The sequence below is a fragment of the Microvirga sp. genome (assembly GCF_014699075.1).
In the GTDB taxonomy this organism is placed as follows: Bacteria; Pseudomonadota; Alphaproteobacteria; order Rhizobiales; family Beijerinckiaceae; genus Microvirga.
The window spans coordinates 158824-179370 of the sequence record NZ_JACXAB010000004.1 but is presented as its reverse complement, the minus strand read 5'-3'; the positions used below and the strand labels follow the sequence as shown (position 1 = coordinate 179370).

Below are 20547 nucleotides of genomic sequence, written 5' to 3'. Positions count from 1 at the left end.
TTAAGAGACCGGCAGGCCTTGCCGCGCCCAAGGCATTGACACGAGACAGCCGGTGCTCGAGAGGGTGATGTAGGCGGTGCGGTGAGCCTCCCCGCCGAAACAGATGTTGGTGGTGTAGGGATCGGGCATGTCGATCCGCTCCACCAGCTCGCCCGACGGTGACACCACATCGATGCCACCAAACCTGAGCGTCGCGATGGCGATATTGCCGCCTGCCTCGACGGCGAGGGAGTCGTAGCGGTGGAATCCAGACAGTCCCGCTACCAAATCGCCGCCCGTCGGCGATGGCCAGTCGGGCCGGTTCAAGCGCCCCGGCTCCAAGACCCCGTAGCCCCAGAGGCGGCCGGAGGATGTCTCCGCCACGTAGAGCGTTCTCCCGTCCGGCGAGAGGCCGATGCCATTGGGACCGATGAGCGGAAAGGCCACCTCGGCGATGTCGCTGCCATCTGCTTTGGCATAGAAGACCGCACCGAACTGCAGTTGCCGTTCCTGCCGGTGGCCATGATCGGTGAAATAGAATCCACCATGGGCGTCGAAAACCAGGTCGTTGGGAGCCGACAGGGCAACGTCCCCGCAACGGTCGTACAGGGTCTCGACCTTACCGGTTTCCGGATGCACCCGTTGAATGCGCCCGCCGGCATTGTCCCCAGCCCGCCCCACCGGCTTCAGGCCGGCGCTTTGGTCCCAGCTGAACCCGCCGTTGTTGCAGACATAGAGAAAGCCGTCGGGCCCGCGCGCCGCGCCGTTCGGGCCGCCTCCGGTGTCGGCAAGACGCGTTACCTTCCCTGTGCTGTCGATGAGCGTCAGACAGCCGCGCGCAATCTCCGTGACCACAAGGCTGCCGCCGGGCATCACGACCGGGCCTTCAGGAAAAGCGAGCCCTTCCGCCAGAACCGTGAAGCCGCTCATGATGCGGCCTTCCGTGCGACCGGCAGCCCGAGGATGCGGCCCAAGTCCTCGATGCTGTCGGCGAGAGCGCCGGGATCGTAGGTCTCGAGAACCTCCCGGTCATAGAATCCGTAGCTGACCGCAATCGCCTCCATGCCGCAGGCGCGGGCCGCCAGAACATCCTGGGGCCCATCGCCGACATAGACAGACTCCTCAGGCTTAGCCCCGGCCCGCTTGAGCCCGAGCAGGATCGGCGCCGGATGGGGCTTGCGCTCCACCGTGTCTTCCGCAGTCACGATGGCGGCGAAACATTCCGGCTCGATGCCTGCGACCGAGAGATCGATAAGGGTGCGTTCCAGCCCCTTGTTGGTGACGACGCTCGGCTTGCGCCCGCTCAAGGCAAGACCTCCGATGAGTTCGGCGACGCCCGCGAAAACCTTGATTTGCTTAACGCAGAGCGGATAAGTGTTGTGATAGGCCAGATAAAGCTCCTCCGCCCTGCCGGGAGCCACCACTGAGAAAACCTCCCGCGGGCGCATGGCGAAAAGCTCGCGCGCATCGATCGATTCAGGTGGAAAGCCCGCGTCGAGGCATTCCCGGAAGACGCGACGATAGCACTCCATTACGGCGGCACGGGTGTCGACCAGGGTGCCGTCCAGATCGAAGAGGACGTGTGTGTGCAACATCTCTTTCATCGGGAATCCTGCTGTTCTTGAGCCTGAAGAAGCGCGGCGCGGTGTTTCCAAAGAGGGGTGAGGTCCCGTCCGAGATCACGGAAAAGCGGGTAAGCTGCCTGGTAGCGCTCAGCGAGCCCGGGATCGGGCGTGACCTGTTCGGCAATGCGCACCATGCGCTCGGCGGCCGATGTGAGGCTGTCATGGACGCCGACCGCGGTCGCACCTAGCATGGCGACCCCCAGGGCTCCGGTTTCCTCGACCTCGGGCACCATCAGTTCGCGATTCATGGCTGCCGCGCAGATCTCGCGCCACAGTTTGCTTCGTGCTCCACCGCCTGTGATGCGGATTTCGTTCACCGGCGCATCAAGCGCCGCGTAGCATTCCACCATGGAGAGGGCGACGCCTTCCATTACCGCGCGCACCATCGTCATGGGCTGGGTGGCCATGTCGAGTCCGAAGATCGAGCCGCGGGCAGCAGGCTCGTGCCGGGGGGCCGACATGCCCGAGGTATTGAAATAAGGATGGATCAAAAGCCCGTGCGCCAGCGGCGGCACTGCGCGGGCATCCTGCTCGATGCGCTCGAAGATGGCATCCGCATTTCCATTGCCCGATCCCGGTTCAGCCTGACAGAAGGCAGAGATGATCCAATCCAGGCAAAGCGAGCCTCCGCCCGTGTTCGACATCAGCCGCTGCCATCGCCCTTCAGGCATGAGAAACAGAAACCCGACATTCTCGGGCTCCATCATCGGACGGTCGACCGTCAGGTTGTTCATGAAGCTGGTACCAATTACGGTGACGGCCTGGCCCGCCTCCAGCGCCCCGACGCCGATGGCGGCAGCCACCGCGTCTCCTGCCCCGGTGACCACCGGCGTGCCCTCGGCAAGGCCCGTCTGCGCGGCAGCTTCCCTCATGACGCGCCCGACGATATTACCGATGCCGAGAATGCGCGGCAGGCGGCCCCTGATTTTCGGCACCCCGGCGAGCTCGAGCAGTTCCGGCGAGACCTTGCGCCCGCGAATGTCGCACGGGAAGAACGATAGGTCGGACTCGTCCATGGCGATCTCGCCCGTGAGCCGGTAGTTGATGTAGTCTTTGGCGCAGAAAACGGTCGCGATGCGCGCATAGCGCTCCGGCTCGTGCTGCCTGATGTAGGACAAGAGCACCAGGGGAAGGCCCGGGATCGGCGCATTGCCGCAGATCTCGTAAAGGCGCTTCGTTCGCCCGTCTTCATTCCACCCTTCCAGCATGGAGGCGGCTCGCGCATCCGGCCAAGCAATGGCACGCCCCACCGGCTTCCCCGCGGAGTCGAGCGCCCACAATCCTCCCATGTGCCCGCTCACGCCGACTGCCGCGATCTCTGCGGGATCGACGCCGGAAGCTTCGATGGCTCCACGAATGGCGAGCGCGACTCCATCAAACGTGACTTCCATATCCTCCTCATGCCAGTCGGGCTTGGGACGATAGGAGGGCGTTTGCCGCCGCGCCGTGCCGAGCGCCTGACCGGTTTCGGCGTTGATGACCACTGCCTTGGTGGCAGTCGTGCCTTTGTCGATGCCCAGAACGTAGCTCATGCGGTCAGCGCTCCTGAGGTCAAATCAGCCCTGCGGCCCGAGTAGCCTCGATAGACATCCCGCGCCTCCCGAAAGAGCGAGAACCAGCCTTCGTATTCCGACTGCGCCCGTGGATCAGGCTCGTACCGGGCCACGGTCTGAACCGTTTGATCGATGGCGACCTCGAGGTTCGGCCAGAGGCCCGTGGCCACCCCGGCCAGGAGCGCGACGCCGAGAGCGCCCGACTCCTTGGCGCTTGATATCTCGATGGGAAGCCCACAGATGTCGGCGAACATCTGCGCCCAGAAGGCGCTGCGACTTCCACCGCCCGTGAGCGTCAAGGACGAGGGCCTTGCCGGCATCGACTCGAAGCAGTCGCGGGTGGAGAAGCACAGCGCCTCATAGACTGCCCGGAGCAGATGGTCGCGGGTCGTGTGGCTCCCCACGCCGAAGAACGATCCCCGGGCGCGGGCATCAAAGAATGGCGCGAGCACGCCGCTGCCGTTCACGTAAGGAAGCAGAAGCACCCCGCCCGCACCTCTCGGTACGGAGCCGGCGAGTTGCTCCATGGCGGAGAAGTCCCAAGCGCCGTCAGGCTTCTTCGGGCCGCCGAAACGCTCCAGGAACCAATCCATGGTGATGGTGCCGGAGGTGTTCGGCAGAATGCGGATGTAGCGGTCGCACGGCATCGCGAACAGGAAGCCAAGGCCCGGAGGGTCGCGGTCGGGCTTCGCCAGGATCAGCGAGTTGAGGCAGCTCGTGCCGAGGACGGTAAGCGCCTCACCCGGGCGAATGCGCCCCACGCCCAAGGCGTTGGCAGACGCGTCACCAAGCCCAGCAACCACCGGGGTTCCCACATTCAGGCCTGTTTCCGCGGCGGCGCTGGCCGAGATGCCTCCGGCGACTTCGCCGGATTCCAGGATGCGCGGCATCCGGTCAATCCAGTCGCCCGCGCCGCACAGGCTCATGAGTTCAGCCGAGTGCTCCCGCCGGTCGATGTCGCCCGGCACGAAGGATACGTCGGATGGGTCCGTCGCAAGCCCGCCGGTCAGCCGGTAGCGCAGGTAGTCCTTCGCGCAGAGAACCACATGAGCCCGGTCTAGGACGCTCGGTTCGTGACGCGACAACCAGGCGAGCACCATCAGGGTGATGCCCGGCATAAGGCCGTTGCCGGAGATGGCGAAGATCCTGTCGAGAAGGCCTGCCCGCTCCAAGGCCATCTGCTCGTCCTGGGCACGCTCGTCGGGCCAGCAGACCGCGTTGCGGACGGCCTCTCCGCCCTTATCCAGAATCCAGGCTCCGCCCATGTGAGCCGCGATGCCGACGCCCTTGATGTCGGACCCGGAAATCCCCGCCGCCGCGATGGCCTCCCTGATCGTTTCGACGCAGAGCCGCCACGTACGCTCGGGATCCTCCTCGTGCCAGCCGGGCTGGGCGCGCAGGACCTCCATACGCCGCTGGCTCGACCCGCAGTCGCGCCCGGTGATGTCGAACACAACGGCCTTGATGAGGGATGTGCCTTTATCGATGCCGATGACGAAGCTCATGGGATGCCTCAGGCATAAACCGCCGGTGGATTGCCGAGACCGGGCGATATGGTTCTTGGGGCGAAGCGCACCGTGCTCTGGGTTTTAGGATCGAACACGTAGAGCGCCGCCTCGTCCGCCAGCACATCGACCGGTTCGTCGAGTCCGAACTTTCGGTCGTTCGGGATGAGGGCCTGAACCGTGTCAGGCCCGATCTGCACCGTCACCAGGAGGGAGTCGCCGAGCTGCTCGGACACATAGACCTTGCCCCGCACCTGCAGCGTGTCGGTCGACGGCTTCGCCTCGCCGGCGCGGCGCACGTCAAGACCGCTCGGGCGGCACCCCAGGAGGAGCTTCGCATCCGAAGAGACATTGGGCCGCAGGGCCGTGGGAAGATTCGCCGTCTCGCCGCCGAACCGTCCCATGAGGCGGGGGAGCTCCACCACGCCTTCGATCGACATCAGATTGATGGAGTGCAGGCCGAAAAACTGCGCCACGAATGCGCTGACGGGACGACTGTGGATCTCATCGGCCGTGCCGACCTGCTGCAGAACGCCGTCACGCATCACGGCCAGACGATCCGTCATGGTCATGGCCTCGATGGGATCGTGGGTCACGATGACCGAGGTGGTGCCCAGCGAGCGCTGGAGGCGCTTGAGCTCGCCGCGGAGCCTGGCCCGGAGCAAGGTGTCCAGGTGAGCAATGGGCTCGTCGAGGCACAGCAGATTGGGGTTGCGGACCAGAGCCCGCGCGATGGCAACACGCTGCTGCTGGCCGCCGGACATCTGCGATGCGCGACGGTCGATGAGGTGCGCGATGTTGAGCATCCCAGCGACCTCGGCGACCTTCGCGTCGATGTCGGCTTTGGACATGCCCCTGATCTTGAGCGGATACGAAATGTTCTGCCGCGCCGTCATGTGGGGGTAGAGCGCATTCTGTTCGAATACCATGGCGATGTTGCGCTCCTGCGGAGACTTATCCTCCACTGGTACGCCATCGAACAGGATCGAGCCGGAGGTCGCGCTTTCAAGGCCTGCAAGCATCCTGAGCACGGAGGTCTTGCCCGATCCGGACGGCCCCAGAAGCCCGAAGAACTCTCCATCCTCGATAGTGAAGCTGACGTCCCGAACGGCATGAACCGCCTGGCCGTACCATTTGTTGATGTTGGCGAGAGTGATCGATGCCATGATCGTCGTTCCTTATCGGCCGCCGAGTTCGATGGAGAAGCTGCGGATCAGCGACCGCTGCATGTAATAGGAGATGATGAGGAGCGGCCCCACGGCCGCGATGCCGATGGCCCCAAGCTGCCCCCAGTTGGGCTGCTGGAAGAGGAAGAAGCTCGCCAGCGCCTTCGGCAGGGTAATGACGTTCTCGCCCGTGAGCACCAGCGCGAACAGGAACTCGTTCCAGGCAAAGATCATGGACAGGATGCCTGCCGTCAGCACACCTGGGGCGCTCAGCGGCAAGAGCACATCCCAGAACAACCTGTACCAGGGCGCGCCGTCGATGCGGGCGGCCTCCTCGTAGGATTTGGGGATTTGGCGGATGAACTCAGACAGAAGCCAGATCACCAGCGGCAGGTTCATGAAGGTGTAGATGATGACGAGGCCTGTATAGGTGTCGAACAGGGACAGTTCCTGAAACAGGAGGTAGAAGCCGATCACGGGCACGATCGGCGGCATCATCCGCAGTGAAAGGATGGTGAAGCTCAGCTGCCCATGCGGAGGAAACCGGCGCGCCAGCGCATAGGCTGCCGGGAACCCGAGAACCAGGCAGATGGCGGTGGAAAGAGACGCGACGATGAGGCTGTCACCGATGCCCTTTCCTCCGCCGACGGCCCAGCCCTCCGTGAAGTTCGCGAGCGTACCGTTGACCGGCAGCACGGTCGGAGGCGAATTGAACAGCTCCGCATAGGGCTTGAAGGCAGTCAGCAGCAGCCAGAGCAGAGGGCAAAGAAAGAGCAGGAGCAGCGCCACCATAACCACGTGCTTGAGCACTTCCCGAAGGACCTCGCTGAGGGGAACGCGATCGACGGGAGGACGAGAGGCGGTGACCGAGCTCATGCGGCGCTTCCTTCTGCAAGGCGGTGCGTAGCGGCCGGGGCGGCGGATGCGGGAGCCTTGTCCCGTCTCTTCACGAGGGCCAGAATGGCCATGGTTCCGAACGTGAGCAGGATCAGCTGAATGATGCTGAGCGCGCCCGCCGCGCCGAACTCGAAGCGCCCGAAGCCGAGATCGTAGGTGTAGTAGGCAAGATTCTGCGTACTCGTGCCTGGCCCGCCCCGGGTGAGGATGTAGATGATGTCGAACACCTTGAAGCTGTCGATGAAGCGCAGCACGAACGCCACGGTCATGTAGGGCACGAGCATGGGCAGCACGATGTGGATGAAGGTCTGCATCCGGTTCGATCCATCGACCTTCGCGGCCTCGAAGACGCGCGGCGGGATCGAGCGAAGTCCAGCCAGCAGGACGATCATCACGAACGGCGTCCATTGCCAAATGTCGACCAGCACCAGCGTGGGAAGCGCCCATTCGGGGGATGAGGCCCAGGCCGGCGGACTTATCCCGACGCCGCGTAGGACGGAGTTCAGCGGTCCATAGATGGGATTCAGGAACAGGTTCCAGGAGAAACCCACCACGATGGGAGCCAGCATCATGGGGATCAGGAAAAGCGAGGTATAGATTTCGCGCCCGCGGCTGTACCCGTTGAGGAGGAGCGCAAGCCCAAGACCGACAAGGATTTGCAGCGGCACCGCCATAAGGGCGAACACCAGCGTGATCGAAAGGCTCGACCAGAATCTGGGGTTCGTCACGATGCTCTCAAAATTGCCCAGACCCACCCACTCGATCGGGATGGGAATGGCGAGCTGGTAGGACGTGAAGGAGGCGTACAGCAGATAGGCCACCGGCCAGATCGAGAGCAGGAAGAGGAACAGGAGCGCCGGCGCCAACAGGATCAAGGTCGCGCGTTTTTCCTGAGCCTGCTGTCTTTTCTGGGATGCGCTCCGGGGTGACCGAACGGCATTGGGGATCACGGCCGATGTGCTCATGCCTGCGCCTCATCAATCTCGTATCTGCAATGACGGGAGGGCGGAATTCAGCCGCCGTATCGGCGATGGCGGGAAACCGCCATCGCCAGGTCTAGGCATCAGGACCAGTAGCCCTGTTTGATCATGCGCTGGCGGTACTCGTTGTAATGCGTGATCTGCCGGTCCCGGTTATAGGTTTTCGTCGTTTCCTCGAACTCGGAGGTCATCGCCTTCAGGGCCTCTTCAGGCGTAGCCTGCCCGGTGACGGCGCGCTGAACATGCTGGATCATCGACGCGAGGTAACGGTTCGTGCCCGGGATCGAAATATCCAGGTAGGCTTTCGGGTTTGCGAGAAGCTCCTTGCTGACGGATGCGAAGTTCTCGGCGAAACCGGACTCCGCCTGCAGCGGGAAGGTGCTCTTCGGATTGTCGAACATGCTGGTCCGCCACGGATCCATGAGGGACTGCGAGAAAGTTTCCGCAACCCACCGGTTCGCATTAGCCGATTGCTGCAGCCAAGCGATAGCCTGGAACGCCCCGCGCTTGTTCTTGGAATTCTTGGCGATGCCCATGGCGCGCCCATAGGGCAGAATGGTCACCGGTCCCCAGTTGCGCGCGCATTTGATCTTGCCCGCCACCTTGGAGACAGACGGATCCGCCGCGCCCTTCGGCATGTCGGTCCACCAATTGGCCTGCGCGATGCGGCCCTCGAAGAACACCTGCCGGCCCACATCCCACGGCATGGCCTTGGCCAGATCCGCCGGCATGAAATTCGTCATTTCCTTGTAGCGGCGCAAGGCCTCGATAGCAGTATCATTGACGAGCTTGGGCCTCATCTGCTCATCGAAGAGCTCACCGTAACGCTCGCCCTTCTCGGCTCCCGCCTGGACGAGTTGGTTGATGAAGAACGCGTAGACGAAGAAGCTCGTGACCTCTACGGCGCCATAGAGGCTCTTGTCAGGGCGGGTGAAGAACTCAGCAGTATCCCGATATTCCTTGTAGTTCTTTGCGGGCGCGAGGTCGTAGCCGTATTTCTGCCGGAAAGCCGCCTGCTCCTCTGCGCTCTCGAAGAGGTCAGACCGATAGGTGTTGATAAACATGTCGCCATCGATCATGACGCCGACGATCTTGCCCTCATAGATGTTGAGCTGCTGGAACGGCTTCGCGATATCGCTGAAGTTGAGTTCCTGCAGGGTGCCAACCTCTTCCAGCGGCGTGAGGAACGGACCGAAATCGCCGACGAAGTTGGGCCAGAAGTCGAACGCATCAAACCGTGCTGTTCCCTGCCTCAACGCAAGCAGGTTCTGGTCGTACATGTTGCCAAGCGGATAGGACACGAACTCGACATCGATGCCCGTCGCTTGCTTGAACTCGGGCGTGAAGGTCTTGAGGATCGGCGTGAAGGCGCCGCTGTCCACGCCCACCGTCACCTTGCCTCCGCCGGACTGAGCGGCGGCGCCAAGCACACCGCTGAATGTAGCCAGCGTGGCGGCCGCGCCGAAGATTGAGCTTCGTCTTAACAATTCGCGGCGAGAGATGAGACCCGCCGTATCCATGCTTGCAAGCTGATCGAGAGCGAATTCCTCGGTTTTCGGGCGTTTGGGCAGCCGTACCATGTTTCTTCTCCCTGGTGCGGACCAAGCGTCCGCTTGTTTTAACCCGCATCGCTGAGTGTTATTATATTCACTTGCGACAGATTGTTTTATTTTTGTAGACGCTAACTCGCAGATTGTTTTATGACAATATGGAAAATTGTAGCAAAGATATGATCGAACAACTGATACAATCAGGAACAAAAGCCCGTAGGCAGTCTATCGTCAGCGCTGTGATCGATGGCATCGCGCGCCGCAAGCTTGCCCCTGGGGAGAAGCTGCCGCCTCAACGCGATCTTGCCCATCACCTCGGGGTTGCGGTCGGCACTGTAGGCCGCGCTTACGCGGAGTTGGAGACCCAAGGCTTCGTGATCAGCCACGTGGGCCGCGGCACCTTCATTGCGGACATGAGGACGGCACGTACCCAGAACGCGCTACAATTGTCAGAACCCATCGACATGGCGGTTTATCGGGTGCCCGTACCCCCGCTGGACGATGTCTTTGGCGATACCTTGAAGGCTATGGCTGCGGAGCATCGGCCCGACCAGATCCTCGGCAGCGCACCCGCGGCCGGACGCTTCGAGCATCGGGAGGCCTTCGCTCATTGGCTGAAGCGCTTCGGGGTGTTCGCGACACCGGACCAGATCGTCCTCACCAATGGCGGCCAGCACGCTATGATGTCCGCAATCTCGACGATCACTCATCCCGGTGAGGTCATTGCAACCGAGGAGTTCACCGACCCACGGATGAAGATGGTCGTCAGCCACCTCGACAGGCAACTTGTCGGCATTCCGGTCGATCAGCACGGTCTTTTGCCTGAGGCGCTCGATCAAATCTGCAGAACGCAGACCATCGCGGCCATCTACTGCACCACGCGCAGCCAAAATCCCACCAACATCACCTTGCGCCTTGAGCGACGCCAAGCGATCGCGGAAATCGCCCGCCGTTATGATCTGCCTGTAATCGAAAGCGATGTTTACGGGACGATCATGGCGGATGTCGACCCTCCGATTTTCGCCTTAGCTCCCGAGCGTACGCACTTCATCTCCAGTCTCGGCCGTATCGCTGGCCCAGGGATGAAGATTGGCTGTCTCGTGTCGCCCCCCGACAAGGTCGCTCAGACGCAATCGGGGGTCGGCATGTCAACAGGCGCCGCAACCCTAATCATGGCCGAGCTAGGCTCCCGCTGGATTACAGAAGGCCGGATCGACGAGATGATCCGTTGGCAGCAGGCGGAGATGCTGCGCCGAGTATCGCTCATCGCTACGTTTCCGGTACTCGGGCAAGCTCGCGCCATCCCAACCTCCTCCCATGTCTGGCTCACCCTGCCAGAGCCTTGGCGGGCGGAGGAATTCGTCGCGGCAGCCGCCGCTCACGGGGTCACCATCGCGCCATCGCACAGCTTCGTGGTCGGCCGCCGTTCGGTGCCGCATGCGGTACGGTTGGTCATCGCCTCGCCGCCTTCCATGGACCTTTTAGAGACCGCCTGTGAGCGCCTGGAGCGCCTCCTGAATACCCAACCTCGCATCCATGGAGATACTGCATGACGGAGGGGCGGGACCGAGTCGTTCTGATCGTCGGTGCACTGGGCGTAGTCGGGCGCGCCGCTCTCGACCTCTTTACTCAGACGCCGGGCTGGTCCGTCATAGGTCTGTCGCGTCGAAAGCCTGACTTTGAGACGAGCGCTCGCTGGATCAGCGCTAATCTCAAGGATCTCGTCGGACTGCGGGAGCAACTTGCCCAACAAGGCAAAATATCGCACGTGGTCTATGCCGCGCTTCATGAAGAGCAGAGCCTGGTGAAAGGCTGGAACGCGCAAGAGCAGATCCGGTCCAATGTACTGATGCTGAGCAATTTGCTCACAGCGCTCTCCGATTTGAGCATGGGCTTTTCACATCTCACCCTGATGCAGGGCACGAAGGCCTATGGCGTTCATCATGGGCCCTACAAGATGCCCGCCAAAGAGAGCGATCCGCGCTTCATTGCATCCAACTTCTACTACGACCAGGAGGATCTAGTTCGGGAGAGAAGCGGTCGGGAGGGATGGGCCTTCACCGTACTTAGGCCGCAGATCGTCTGCGGCTTCGCGCTCGGTAATCCTATGAATGCCGTTACAGCTATCGGGGTTTATGCATCCATTTGCCGGGAACTGGGGCAGCCTATGCGGTTTCCCGGTGGCGCCCCATGCTTTCAGGAGGCCGTCGATGCTAACCTCTTGGCGCGAGCCATCCTGTGGGCCGGACAGGAGCCGCTCTGCGCGGGCGAGATCTACAATATCGCCAATGGAGATTGCTTCTCCTGGCCTAATCTCTGGCCACGCTTTGCGAAGCGCTTCGGTGTTGAGCCGGGTCTCGCCCATCCATTTTCGCTGGCCGAGGTGATGCTAGACAAGGCACCCGTTTGGGATCGCATTGTCCAGAAGTACAGCCTAGTTCCGTATAGTTATGGGGAGATCGTCTCATCGTGGCAGTTCATGGATTATTTGCTGCGACATGGTCGCAACTATGCGCACCATTCGCTTGTCTCAACGATCAAGGCACGGAAGCACGGCTTCCATGACTGCATGGACACCGAAGAGATGTTCGATGCCATCTTCACGCGGCTACAAGAGGCTAAGATCCTCCCGTGTTGACCGGTAATGCGGCGGCGGTCATCCCAGGGCTATCGACCATCTGCATCGGATTCCCAGGTTTGGCTTCAAAGCTGCCGCCAAGACCACCCAGCATTAGCATCATACTCGGCAATCGATTTATGGCGGGCCAGAGCCGATTCAATCTATCCCGCTTGGGCGAGGATCACTCTCCTGCTCGTGTAGCGGCCCAGCGCATGCGTCTATGCTGCCACTTGGGAACGGCTCCGTACGAATCGGATCAGGCCATGAGTCTCTGCTTTAATGGAGGTATTTGACGGCAATGAACATCCAGCCACAGCCTTTCAAATTGCAAGTCCCGGATGCAGCCATAATTGATCTGCGGGAGCGCTTGTTACGCTCGCGACTTCCTGACCAAGCACCGGGCGAGCCGTGGGCGTACGGCACTGATGTCGCCTACCTGAGCACCCTCGTCGAGTATTGGCGTGATCGCTTCGACTGGCGCGCCCAGGAGGCAAGGCTCAATGCCTTCCCGCAGTACAAGGTCCAGCTCCATGGCATCGATCTGCACTTCCTTCATGTGCCGGGAAAGGGGCCTGATCCCCACCCCCTCCTCCTCTCTCATGGATGGCCGGGCTCTGTGTTCGAGTTTCTCGAGCTGATCCCACGGCTCACCGATCCAGGGCGGTTCGGAGGCGATCCCGCCGATGCATTCACGGTCATTGCCCCCTCTCTGCCCGGCTACGGCCTCTCCTTCACGCCCAATCAGCCGCGGTTCGGGGTTGAGGCCATCGCGGACTGCTTTGCCGCGCTGATGAGCGAGGTGCTGGGCTATCGCCGCTTTGGAGCTCAGGGAGGCGACTGGGGCTCGTTCGTCACTGCTCGGCTCGGCTACGCCTACCCGGAGCGCCTGTCTGCCATTCATCTCAATATGATGCCGGTCCGGCGGGACCCGAAGACGGTGTCAAACCCCACACCTGAGGAGAGCCGCTTCCTGGATGAGCTTCAACTCTGGCTCAAAGAGGAGACCGGCTATCAGTGGATCCAGGGCACCCGGCCCCAGACGCTGGCCTTTGCCCTGACGGACTCCCCCGCCGGGTTGGCAGCCTGGATCGTGGAGAAGTTCCGGGCGTGGTCGGATTGCGGCGGAGACATCGAGGCCGTTTTCTCCCGGGATCACCTGCTGGCGAACATCAGCCTCTATTGGTTCACGGGTGCGATCGGCTCGTCCTTCTGGCCTTATTATGCTCGGATGCATGGTCCTTGGCCGATCCCGGCAGGAGAGACTGTGACGGTCCCGACTGGCTATTGTGAGTTCCCGCGTGAGATGCTGAGGCCGCCGCGCTCTTTGGCCGAGCGAACGTTTACGAACCTTCAGCGCTGGAGCGTGATGGAGCGTGGCGGTCACTTCGCCGCCATGGAACAGCCAGACGCTCTGGCGCACGAGGTACGCGCCCTGTTCAGGACATTACGCTGAAGCAGACGACTCATACCCAAGTGAAGAAGTTCTGACCCGCAGGATTGGTGGCAGAGATAGGCGCGAGTCTGTCCTTGAAGTCAGAACTTTGATGGATGGGTATCACTCAAGGTATCTCTCTTTCTACAAAAATCTTGATTTTGTAGCCTTCAGGATCCTGCCTCCGGCAGCAATGACTCCCCGGCCGCCGGCTATTGCAGCGTGAATGTGAGGCGCGTCTCAGACCGCCTCGGGCAGGCGGTCGATGAGCTTGTCGAGCGTGAGCGGATAGTCGCGCAGATCGGACATGGGTTTGCTCCACGTAGGCTCAAGCTGCATGCTCAGATGCGGCGAGTGTCAACTGACAAAGCTTGCGTCGTCAGTTTCTCAAGGGCTTTCCGACCTTCAGCATGTGCTCCATTCGGGCACGTGTTGTCGGCAGCGCAGCCAATTTGAGCAATGCATCCCGCTCAAGCTCCATCATGTCGGACTCCGTCACAAACCCGGCCTGTTCGTTCTTGGGAGCTCCTGTCAGGACTGAGGCCAGCATAGCTGCGATTGCCTCATCTACCTTGGTGATGCGACCGGCCTGAGCCGCCGCTGTCACCGGAGCTAAGAGGTCGAGCTGACCAGGTGATCCTTCAACGCGAAGAAGCGCGGGCTCAGGCGGCTTGTAGCCCTCAATCATCAACAAAGCTCGCTCCCTCGCTGCTGGCAAAAGCTACCGACGATGCATCACGATCTCATCGCTTTGCCTCAGAATACCCATTGAGCGCGCCTCGAGAGCCGAATTCGAAACGACGGCTGCCTGGATTGTCGCAAATACCGTTGCGGCAGCTGCCTGAGCGCCCTCGGGTTTTCTCGCCTCGAGAGCTCGAAGGAGAAGCGGTTCTGTTGCAGCTTTGAGGCTTCGCCTACCCCAGCTATGAAGTGAGGGCGTAAAGAGGGGCTGGCAGTGAAGCAAGGAAGCAAGAACCCGTTCAAGGGTCGACAATTCACGGCGGAGATCATTCTGTGGGCGGTCCGCTGGTATCTGCAGTTCCCCATCAGCTACCGCGATCTGGAGCGCATGCTCGCCGATCGTGGCATCACGGTGGATCACACGACCCTCTTTCGTTGGATCCAGGCTTATGCACCCGAGCTGGACAAGCGCATCCGTCTGCATCTCCGGATGACAAATGGATCCTGGAGGGTCGACGAGACATACATCCAGGTGAAAGGCAAATGGGTCTATCTGTACCGTGCCGTCGATGCTTTCGGCCAGACGATTGACTTTCTGCTCTCGCCCAAGCGGGATGCAGCTGCCGCCCGACGGTTCTTCCGGAAGGCTTTAGGGCAGCCACATACGGTCAATCCGCGGTCCATCACGGTCGATAAGAACGCCGCCTATCCAGTTGCCACGAAGGCTATGAAACGTACCGGCGAACTCTGGCGGTTTGCCAAACTCCGCCAGGTGAAATTTCTGAACAACATCGTCGAGCAGGATCACCGGCGCATCAAGCGGCTGGTTCGGCCTGGGCTGGGCTTCAAGAGCTTCATGACGGCCTCCCGAACAATTGCGGGCTACGAGATCATGGCAATGGTCCGCAAGGGTCAAGTGGCGAGCGTACCAGCGAACGACATGAGGGCCCAGAGCGACTTCATCGCTGCTCTGTTCAGCGCTGCCGCCTGATTTGAGGCATCATTTGGCTTCCGATCAACCTACCTCGCGGCGTGCAACAGAACCCAAACTCCAGAATGAACGGTCAAGGGTGCGGTGTCGGAGGTCGCAGAGTTCGTGGACAGCTGCATATTCAAGCGCGGTCTTCGGCTCAAAGATCACTTCCCCGCAAGACAAGCGGCTCAAAGATCTGGAGATGGGGAACGCCCGGCTGCGCCGAGGCGTCTCGGACCTCACCTTGGAGAAGCTGATCCTTAAGGAGGCCGCTTCGCGAAACTACTGAGCCTCGCCCGCCGACGCGCCTGTGTGGATCACGTGATCACCAAGTATGGTGTCTCGGAATGGCTGGCCTGCCGGATCCTGGGCCAGCATCGTTCCCCACAGCGCAAGATCCCCAAACTGCCAGAGAGTGAGGTAGCGCTGACGGCCGACCTCATTGCCCTCGCAACCCGGTTTGGCCGCAACGGCTATCGGCGCATCACCCTGCCCTACAATGCTCAAGCTGATCTTTTTAAACGCTAGTCTTTGCTACCTTGGACTACTTGGGATATGTCCTGCGCCAGTTTTCTGGCGGAAGCGTCCCAGGTCATTACTGATTTCAAGCGCTCACGTATTTGATGAGCACGCGCAAACGCTGCATTTAAATCTGAGAAGATGATTGAAACACGCTCCGCCCATTCCGAACATTGGGGTCCATCAGCATCGCCAACTTCTGCGGTGATAGCTTCAAGTGCGGATCGCCCAATCAAGCCCTCATACTCGACAAGCAATTCGGCAAGTCCGCTTGTTGCAGTAAGTATCACTGGCACGCCTGCTGAGATTGCTTCCAGAGCTGCTAAGCCAAATGCCTCGAACTCTGACGGCATTAGTACTACAGAGGTCTGAGTGATATCTTGCTCAATATCATCAGCATTATCCGTATAGGGTCTGTAAGTCACATGTCTTTCTATACCAGCTGACTCCGCGATCGCCCGGACTTCCTCAGCTCTAGTGGATCGATCCAGGCCTCGTAGTATCAAGGATGGGCGGTTAGCCGCAGCACCGCGCCAACTATCATTGGCCTTGCGGATGATCTCGCAGGCCATGCCAACACCTTTCAGCTTGTAATCTTCCAAGCGTCCGAACAGCAGGCACTGATTGATGCGCGGCCTGCTAAGATCGTGGTTGAAATCTACAAGGCGGGTGCTCAATCCTGGAACAAAACGAGCAACGGTTTTACCAGTGAGAGCAAGACGCATCCCTGCCACTCGCTCAATACGAGGCCCCACAGCGACGACTAGCTCGGATCTTTGACAGAGCCAATCCTGCATTTTTGCCCTATCAGCCCCGCCAAAAACCCCCCGGTCTACTCGGGTCTTGAAGGGCTCTATCTCTTCGGGAAGTGTGTGAAGAAAGTGAATGTAGGGAACCTCATCTAAGACACGACTTGCAATATGACGACCGGCGAAGCCGGTCTTATTGTCGTGCCCGACTACAGCGTCAGGCTCAAGATCCCCAAGAGCGGACTTCGTCACGAGGAGTAAGCGCTCAGTATCACTTCCTATTGGATCGTCTGGTGCCGTAATGAGCGTGACACCCATCTTCTTCGCATCTTTGATGTCGGCATCGGAACATGAAACCAGTAAGCAGAAGACTTGATGCCCAAGCTGGGCAAGAGCATTGCAAAGTTCCCGATTGAGTGTTGAGATCCCGCCGTGGCCCGATCTCCACTCTGTGCCAACGAAAAGCAACTTAAGAGGAGGCAAGTTAGTCGGGTCAGACACCTGTATTGAAAGATCTACCGAGAGTTCGGTCTCGTTAGCGTCACCGTCCTGACCTCTTGACTGAAGGATTGGTGCTTCAGCCTCCGCGACAGCGGCACGAGTTGTCTGAATCTCGCTCCTCAGTCCTGGGTTTACGCCGACTGCGGAAACCATCTGTATTATTTCAGCTGGCGTGCGAGCCTGCCACTGCTTCTCGCTAAGGTTCCTACGGGCAAGATGTGCACTCCACCGTAGACCACCAAGTTTCGGTATATTACTAGCAATTTGCTCGAGAGTTCGGACGGCAGCTAGTGTGCCAGCTTCAGTCAACCGCTTGATGATGGCATTTCTGATATCGTCGATCTCATCAGAAATTGTGTAACTATGAACGAGAGACTCCTCGTCACGCTCTGGCATTGGAAATGATTCGTCCAGATACTTGTAAACCCGACCCAGATCGCTTTCTTCAATATTGAGTAACGCTGCGTGATCGTCACAACCTAGGCTTGCATATCTAGCCCAAACAGCTCGGACAGTTTCCGAGTGCGTGTCCCTTCGTTCCAGCAGTTGCGGGATTACACGCTGAGGATCGGACGTTAGAAGATTCGCTAAGCCGCCAACCCGAGCCTTCTGGCTTGCCTCCGTTGTTTCAGTTTCCTGATCAAGAACACTGAGCGAAGCTTGAACGGCTGGCTCGTAGCCTTTTCGAACTAATAAGCTTACGATCTCGAGTTCAGATTCGGTCGACTTGTCGAGAGAGATCCGACTCCACAACAGGTCACCAAGACGCTGGTCATAGCACTCGTCGACCGCTTCGAGAGTGCGTCGAATGACACTGTCACTCTGGTCAGACGTAATAATGCGTTTAAGAGCCAGGATAACGCGATCTGGCGCGTGTTGGTATGCATCGAGAATAATCTGCTGCCAAATATGGTGCTCCTCGCCCCCGTCATTTGACCGGAAGTTGAGCAATGCGGGAATCCACTTACTCCATACTCGTGGCTCAAGCTCAGCATAGATGTCAGGCGCCTCAGCTCGGAGCAGGCGAAACGCTCGATAGGCAGACTGCGCAGGGCGAAAGATCTCGTTTGCACTCCCGAACCAGGGCCGGGACTTGATGAGCGCTTCCTGCAAAAATCGCTGAGCAGTCTTGATAGTCCGAAGCTTCTGATGATCAGGAAGTGAGTGCCAGGATGCGGTGCTACCCAAATGTCCTACATAATCACGGACCGTCCGGCGATCACCTTCCCATCGCAATAGTAAGGAGTCGAGCTGCCACCAGTCTAACGCTTTTCCGGTCTCTATCTTCTGCAGCAGCTGCTCGATCAGGCTCTCAAGCTTTGGCACCTCTTTGTCGGAGCGCTTGGCCTCTTGTTCAGACGTATATTCGTCTCGCCGCCACCTTGCGATAGGGCTGTCGAGATCGATACTGTGAGCTTTGCGGAGAGCAGACGACAGGTCCCTAGATGAAACTGCAGCTTCCCAGATGTACTCAAATGGATTCAGATCCCCGTTTTGCGTGAGTTTGGCGATGAGCGGCGCAAGGAGTCCCTGAACGGCACCATCGCCTGCTTTCAACTCGTCAATCAACCAAGGCAGATCGTCTTGAGAAACAATGGGCCAGGGGACCATAGCAATCAGTTCGATACTCGAGACTTCGGTATCGCCTCGTATTGCACAATCTAGTATTGCCCGAACTAGAAACGTCCTTTTCTCTTTGTTGGTTTCATTTCTGTACTCCCGAATGAAATCGTTGAGATCCGTTTGGCGAAAAAATGAGTAAGGACTATCGAAACATTTTGCAATTATTTGCACAAACTGTCCGATAGATTTGCTCGTGTCCGCAGAACGCCACGCAGCCAGAAGTAGCTTTGGGGCGACCCGTTCGTACTCGATCGCATCAGCGTTAGTGGAATACCGCAGAAGCCACTCAATGACCGAGCCGATATCCCTTTCACTCAAAGCGCCAGGATCGAATTGAAAAAGAAAGCGCCAATAATTTCCGAAGAAGCTTTGTTTTTTCCGGGGCGTAATATGCGATAAAAGCTCCTTGAAGCTAATGCTGGTTGGCCACAAAGCCTCAAGCACAGCGCCCTTTAGTTCATCCTCTATATCGTTGGATTGCTCTTGGTCCAGTATAGGGCGAAGAGCTACTGCATCCTCAGGCGCACCGATTCTAGCTACGGCCCTGGCTGCGCGGGATCTGATAAAAATCTCTACTTTTGGGTCTAGCGCTAATCTCACGAGAAGCGGAATCAGATCGACCACTGCATTTTCGATCGCAATTTGTATCGCGATCCTTTGTGCGAGGATTGGATTGTCCCTATTCTCAAGAACCGAGCCAAGTTGTTGTGACAATCCTGGATGGTTAAGTCGATCGTAGCGAAGAGGATGCTCGGTATCCTCGTCCAACAGCTCACCGCGGCAAAGTCTGTCTAAAAGTTCCTGAACAAGCCTCAGGCGGTCGGCTGGACCAGCACTTGCGACATCGCTCCGGAGCAAGATCGTTGGATCTTTGTCTAACAGCAGACGAAAAAAGTCGGGGCTAAGAGTTGCTGTCCAGGCAGCTACCTCACGCAGCTGAGGAGGCACAGGGCCGGCAGGATCCGAAAAGAAGAATCGTGCAATTTGTTCGGCAGTTAAACCATGCTCAACTAGATAATAAGCCGCGAGAAACTCGCTGAATGTTTGATGAGTCCAAATATACGTGTCATTTTCAACTGGTGTAAAAATGTGACTTAGAATTACTTCGTATATCTCAGCCTCACCAACATGAAACCGCGAACCAAGCGCGATTTCAGATCCTCCGGTAATCTCTGATAAGACTACTGCCCGCGGAGGAGCTATCTCGGCCTGCAGCCCCGTCCAAACCTGCGTACTGCCAGAGAACACAGTCGAAGCAGCGATACGAGCTGCTATCATCAGCTTTGATTGGTTATCCAGTCGTCCAGTTTGCAGACTGGTTCGGCGCAGCTTGTTTGCCTCTTCAATCGTTGCCAGCAAGCCCTTTCGGTACAAATGGGCTTGGAACTGCGGGAGCTCACCGTCATGAACAAAGATGTTCAGAAGCATTAATAGTGTGATCGGACGCGCCGCCAGTGCCTGCACCTCATATCGGCGGATCTGCTGCAGAAATTCGTCTACGTTCTGGGGAAGCAGAACTCTGGCAGCCTCCTCAACGTCGACCTCTCTCAACGGGGCAAGGAAATAAGTTGCGGTCTCCTCATTCCAAATTTGGCCCAATTGAATCTCTAGCTGCTTAGGCCACTCCGCCGAGCGGCATGAAATTCTAAGCCGCAAGTTCCGTAAATCTGGCACCTCAGTTTGGAGAGCTTTGAGAGCGCCCAAAAGGCTATCTTGGATTTGGCTCTCCCTTGCTAGAGCCTCATCTAGGCCATCGAGGAATATGCTCCAGGGCTGAGCGTTACCTCTCCAAGCCGCATAATTGGGGCTCGAGAGAATTGCAGATGCTAATTCTTCTGCGCTTCGAATTCGGCCGAGAGCAATAAGCTGAGCGTTCTCGTTGCGAGCAGTTGCTCTTTCAGCCGCCCTTCGCAGCTCCTCTGTCTTTCCCATTCCTGGCAAGCCGAGGAGAAACAAACAGGGAAGTTGCGACAGGTCATCCAGTGTTTTAGGAGCCTGTCCAAAGTAGGCAGCCACTTCATTCTCTGGATTATCGAGATATCCGTGTCGGATTATAGGATGGTCACCCTCCCGCACCCAAAAACGTTTGATGTCGAAATCGTTATTCTGTGTCACTCTTGATTCTCTATTCGGGCAGACTGCTAGATATTAGACGGGATTCTAGGGAGAATTCTATGACCCTGACTGCCTTCCC

The 20547-nt window shown here is 59.1% G+C and carries 14 protein-coding genes and 1 pseudogene; 5 read left to right on the top strand and 10 right to left on the bottom strand.

All coding sequences use genetic code 11. The features are described 5' to 3' along the window. The 8 genes from IC232_RS08420 to IC232_RS08385 form a co-directional block, all read right to left on the bottom strand. The gene (locus tag IC232_RS08420; protein ID WP_190844482.1) at window positions 1-909 is read right to left on the bottom strand and encodes an SMP-30/gluconolactonase/LRE family protein; all 909 of its coding nucleotides are present in this window, start codon (window positions 907-909) and stop codon (window positions 1-3) included. Next, window positions 906-1583: an HAD family hydrolase gene (locus IC232_RS08415; RefSeq protein WP_190844481.1), complete on the bottom strand. Its 678-nt coding sequence runs from the start codon at window positions 1581-1583 to the stop codon at window positions 906-908. Before IC232_RS08415 ends, IC232_RS08420 begins: the two co-directional genes overlap by 4 nt. Beyond that, window positions 1580-3136, bottom strand: a complete 1557-nt coding sequence (locus IC232_RS08410) for an FGGY-family carbohydrate kinase (protein ID WP_190844480.1) — start codon at window positions 3134-3136, stop codon at window positions 1580-1582. The genes IC232_RS08415 and IC232_RS08410 overlap by 4 nt, the downstream gene beginning before the upstream one ends. After that, on the bottom strand, window positions 3133-4662 hold the full coding sequence (locus IC232_RS08405; RefSeq protein ID WP_190844479.1) for an FGGY-family carbohydrate kinase: 1530 nt from the start codon (window positions 4660-4662) through the stop codon (window positions 3133-3135). Before IC232_RS08405 ends, IC232_RS08410 begins: the two co-directional genes overlap by 4 nt. Before the next feature lie 8 nt (window positions 4663-4670). Beyond that, entirely contained in the window at window positions 4671-5828 is a 1158-nt protein-coding gene (locus tag IC232_RS08400) for an ABC transporter ATP-binding protein (protein WP_190844478.1), read from the bottom strand. Between the two features lie 12 nt (window positions 5829-5840). Continuing rightward, complete coding sequence (locus tag IC232_RS08395) at window positions 5841-6704, bottom strand: carbohydrate ABC transporter permease (protein ID WP_190844477.1); 864 nt, start codon at window positions 6702-6704, stop codon at window positions 5841-5843. Continuing rightward, window positions 6701-7690 carry a carbohydrate ABC transporter permease gene (locus tag IC232_RS08390; RefSeq protein ID WP_190844476.1) on the bottom strand — a complete coding sequence of 330 codons (990 nt, stop codon included), beginning with the start codon at window positions 7688-7690 and terminating at the stop codon, window positions 6701-6703. The genes IC232_RS08395 and IC232_RS08390 overlap by 4 nt, the downstream gene beginning before the upstream one ends. A gap of 98 nt (window positions 7691-7788) precedes the next feature. Further along, window positions 7789-9285, bottom strand: coding sequence for an extracellular solute-binding protein (locus tag IC232_RS08385; RefSeq protein ID WP_190844475.1), 1497 nt, complete (start codon window positions 9283-9285; stop codon window positions 7789-7791). A 128-nt stretch (window positions 9286-9413) separates the two neighbouring features. On the opposite strand from IC232_RS08385, the gene IC232_RS08380 reads away from it, so the two are divergent. The 3 genes from IC232_RS08380 (at window position 9414) to IC232_RS08370 (ending at window position 13328) form a co-directional block, all read left to right on the top strand. Then, the gene (locus IC232_RS08380) at window positions 9414-10808 is read left to right on the top strand and encodes a PLP-dependent aminotransferase family protein (protein WP_312895128.1); all 1395 of its coding nucleotides are present in this window, start codon (window positions 9414-9416) and stop codon (window positions 10806-10808) included. Further along, complete coding sequence (locus tag IC232_RS08375) at window positions 10805-11893, top strand: SDR family oxidoreductase (protein WP_190844473.1); 1089 nt, start codon at window positions 10805-10807, stop codon at window positions 11891-11893. Before IC232_RS08380 ends, IC232_RS08375 begins: the two co-directional genes overlap by 4 nt. A gap of 280 nt (window positions 11894-12173) precedes the next feature. After that, the gene (locus IC232_RS08370; RefSeq protein WP_281413367.1) at window positions 12174-13328 is read left to right on the top strand and encodes an epoxide hydrolase family protein; all 1155 of its coding nucleotides are present in this window, start codon (window positions 12174-12176) and stop codon (window positions 13326-13328) included. A 358-nt stretch (window positions 13329-13686) separates the two neighbouring features. Here the strand turns inward: IC232_RS08370 and IC232_RS08365 are convergent, their stop codons facing one another. Next, window positions 13687-13995 carry a hypothetical protein gene (locus IC232_RS08365; protein WP_190844472.1) on the bottom strand — a complete coding sequence of 103 codons (309 nt, stop codon included), beginning with the start codon at window positions 13993-13995 and terminating at the stop codon, window positions 13687-13689. Window positions 13996-14262: 267 nt separating this feature from the next. On the opposite strand from IC232_RS08365, the gene IC232_RS08360 reads away from it, so the two are divergent. Together IC232_RS08360 and IC232_RS08355 are read left to right on the top strand one after the other, a co-directional pair. Next, entirely contained in the window at window positions 14263-14979 is a 717-nt protein-coding gene (locus IC232_RS08360; RefSeq protein WP_190844471.1) for an IS6 family transposase, read from the top strand. Between the two features lie 157 nt (window positions 14980-15136). Beyond that, window positions 15137-15450, top strand: a pseudogene (locus IC232_RS08355) (IS3 family transposase); the annotation flags it as partial. A 35-nt stretch (window positions 15451-15485) separates the two neighbouring features. Here the strand turns inward: IC232_RS08355 and IC232_RS33070 are convergent. Further along, the gene (locus IC232_RS33070) at window positions 15486-20468 is read right to left on the bottom strand and encodes a glycosyltransferase family 4 protein (protein WP_190844470.1); all 4983 of its coding nucleotides are present in this window, start codon (window positions 20466-20468) and stop codon (window positions 15486-15488) included. Window positions 20469-20547 lie beyond the last annotated feature (79 nt).